Source organism: Bacillus glycinifermentans (genome assembly GCF_001042475.2).
GTDB lineage: Bacteria > Bacillota > Bacilli > Bacillales > Bacillaceae > Bacillus > Bacillus glycinifermentans.
On record NZ_LECW02000050.1, the window covers coordinates 1 to 2,373 of the forward strand.

Here is a 2,373-nt window from a genome sequence, read left to right on the forward strand (position 1 = left end):
AGAGAGGCCGCAAACAAACGCATCAAGGCGCTGTGTGATTATCGTTGGCAAGGACGTCCGTTAGTCGTTAAGCAGAAGACGAGAGATCCGAAAACTCAGCGATGGGAAAACACGCGATACACGATCATGCCGATCAGCCAGCTTGCGATATTTGACGGGAATACGGAAGAATTGCCGGAGCCTTGTGACGAGTAACCGCACACGGCTGAGCCATATATGGCTAGACAGCACACTAACAAGAACCATCTTTTAACTAGAGCCATTAATAACTAGATAAATAATAGCGCTCATATACATTCGCGCGGATAGTCTTATTAAAGATGTATCGCGATTAATAACATCTGCAAGAGTGAGCGTATGCGAACGAATTGCTAGGTTTTAATAATAACGAAGGGAGTACGATAGTATGGCTTTTTACGAATATACACAGAACAATAGCGGTGGGTCTTTCATTACGAATGATAAACTTTGTCACCGGATCTTCATTGAGGCGAATTCTTACGAAGAAGCGGACACAATTGCAGAAGGCCTTGGCGTCTACTGGAACGGAGTAAGCGAAGGTATTGACTGCGACTGTTGTGGAGATCGTTGGGGAATCGCAGACCCAGTCGATTTAGATCGTATTAACAAAAAAGGATGGGAAGCAGGGGTTTACTCGAATATAGCTTCGCCTGAAAAAGAGGAGGAATGGAAGGCGCGATACGGTAATTATCCGATTCACACTGCACCAGTATGGTCCGATTATATATTCCGAAACTACTCCGGAAAAATTGCATTCGAAAGTATCGAACAGTACGCTCAGTTCCTAGCGGACGAATACGGATGGACGACGCCAGACGCACGAATTTTCTATAAGGACGGAACAATTGCCGAGATTAACAAACGAAAAGCTAACGAAGGAGCTGACGAAATCCATGCCGATTGAAATCCCGATTTCCCCCGATTACAAACTCTCGTCAGACGAACGCAATATCATCGTAAATGAACGCTATTTCACCGATCCAACGAAAGCGCCGAACTGGCCGAAGCGGTTCGCCGACAATCCCGATCTTGATCCGTCACCAATCGCACGTTGGCGAGAGATCGCGTACTTCTCATCGGCTGACCGCGCAATCATGTTCGTCATGGATCGGCGGATTAAATTATCAGACGCCAAGACGCTGGAAGAGCTCGCACGAATTATACGGGAATTTCGCGGGGAATTAGCGGCTTTGTTGACAGTCGAGGGTAATCGTAAGGGCTGACGTTGGAAGGGCGAAAATACACGAAATGGAGGCGTTAAAATGAGAAACGGTGTTTATACAGAGGTTAGCGAATTAGTGGGGAAAACGCTAAACAAAATTACCCGGTGTGCGGACGAAGAGTTGTGGTTTTATACGGAAGATGGAGAAGTATACTGCATGTATCACGATCAAGACTGTTGCGAAAGTGTGTTTATCGAAGATATTTGCGGAGATCTTGACGATTTAATCGGAAGCCCGCTAGTCATGGCCGAGGAAATTTACGAAGATAGAGATCCGTTAGATGGTTGGGAAGAAAGCTATACGTGGACGTTCTATAAATTTGCCACGAATAAAGGCTACGTAACAATTAGATGGTACGGTAGTTCAAACGGATATTACTCGGAATCAGTATCTTTTGAGCGGTTGGATGAGGAGGCGTTAAAATGATCGTTCCAAAATTCGATAGAGACCGCATTATCCAGTACGCAAAGGAAATCGGAATTGAGGTGCGGGAAGTTGCGCCGGGAGAGGGCGGCGTGTTTATCCAGGAGGAAGACGGATCGGAGCGTGAGTTGACGACGTTCGATCTGTTTCCGGAAACTAAAGAAATCGCAGATCTGTGTTGTGCCCTTGCCGGATTGATTGCGGAAAACGAGCGGTTGAAGGAAGAAAACGAGCGTTGGGCACGGGAACTCGCGGCTATTCGCGATATGCTGCCGAAAGATTACGGATTCGAGGAAGGCACACTCGAATATGCGGTAGCTTATCCGGAGGGCGTAAGAGACCTCGTAAAGCAAACGGTCGAGAGGATGAAGGCTTCCGATGAATTCCACAAATATCTATACGAAGAGTGCGACGAATATAACGTTAAACTTATTAAAATGCTTGCGGATTGCTTGCCAGCTTTGGACGAAAGTAAGACGGACTATACGGAATTATCAAAAGAGATCCGGGAGATATACGAGGCATTCTCAGTATAAGGAGGACGAATAGATGAGCGAAATTAAAAAGCCGGTAATTACGAAGGAGCAGGCGGAGGCTATCCAGTTTCTAATGTCGGGTGGTAATGATTGGACTGAAGACGATATATTAGAACATCACGTGGCAAATAGGTGGTTTAATGAGTATGCACCGCTAAATAGCCTCTATA

At 46.0% G+C, this 2,373-nt stretch carries 4 protein-coding genes and 1 pseudogene; all 5 read left to right on the top strand.

Annotated features, from left to right (window positions below):
* Positions 1-195 (top strand): annotated as a pseudogene (locus AB447_RS22810) (helix-turn-helix domain-containing protein); the annotation flags it as partial.
* Positions 196-406: 211 nt separating this feature from the next.
* Positions 407-925 carry a DUF7296 family protein gene (locus AB447_RS22815; protein ID WP_053071178.1) on the top strand — a complete coding sequence of 173 codons (519 nt, stop codon included), beginning with the start codon at positions 407-409 and terminating at the stop codon, positions 923-925.
* Positions 867-1,244: a hypothetical protein gene (locus AB447_RS22820; RefSeq protein WP_241494791.1), complete on the top strand. Its 378-nt coding sequence runs from the start codon at positions 867-869 to the stop codon at positions 1,242-1,244. Before AB447_RS22815 ends, AB447_RS22820 begins: the two co-directional genes overlap by 59 nt.
* 39 nt (positions 1,245-1,283) lie before the next feature.
* Positions 1,284-1,670 (top strand): DUF7448 domain-containing protein, encoded by a 387-nt coding sequence (locus AB447_RS22825; protein WP_048356543.1) that lies wholly within the window; start codon positions 1,284-1,286, stop codon positions 1,668-1,670.
* Entirely contained in the window at positions 1,667-2,203 is a 537-nt protein-coding gene (locus AB447_RS27090; RefSeq protein WP_241494792.1) for a hypothetical protein, read from the top strand. The genes AB447_RS22825 and AB447_RS27090 overlap by 4 nt, the downstream gene beginning before the upstream one ends.
* The last annotated feature ends 170 nt before the right edge of the window (positions 2,204-2,373 follow it).

Coding starts and splice junctions, on each gene's coding strand:
- AB447_RS22825 (WP_048356543.1), top strand. CDS start 1,284: ATGAGAAACGGTGTTTATACAGAGGTTAGCGAATTAGTGGGGAAAACG.
- AB447_RS22815 (WP_053071178.1), top strand. CDS start 407: ATGGCTTTTTACGAATATACACAGAACAATAGCGGTGGGTCTTTCATT.
- AB447_RS27090 (WP_241494792.1), top strand. CDS start 1,667: ATGATCGTTCCAAAATTCGATAGAGACCGCATTATCCAGTACGCAAAG.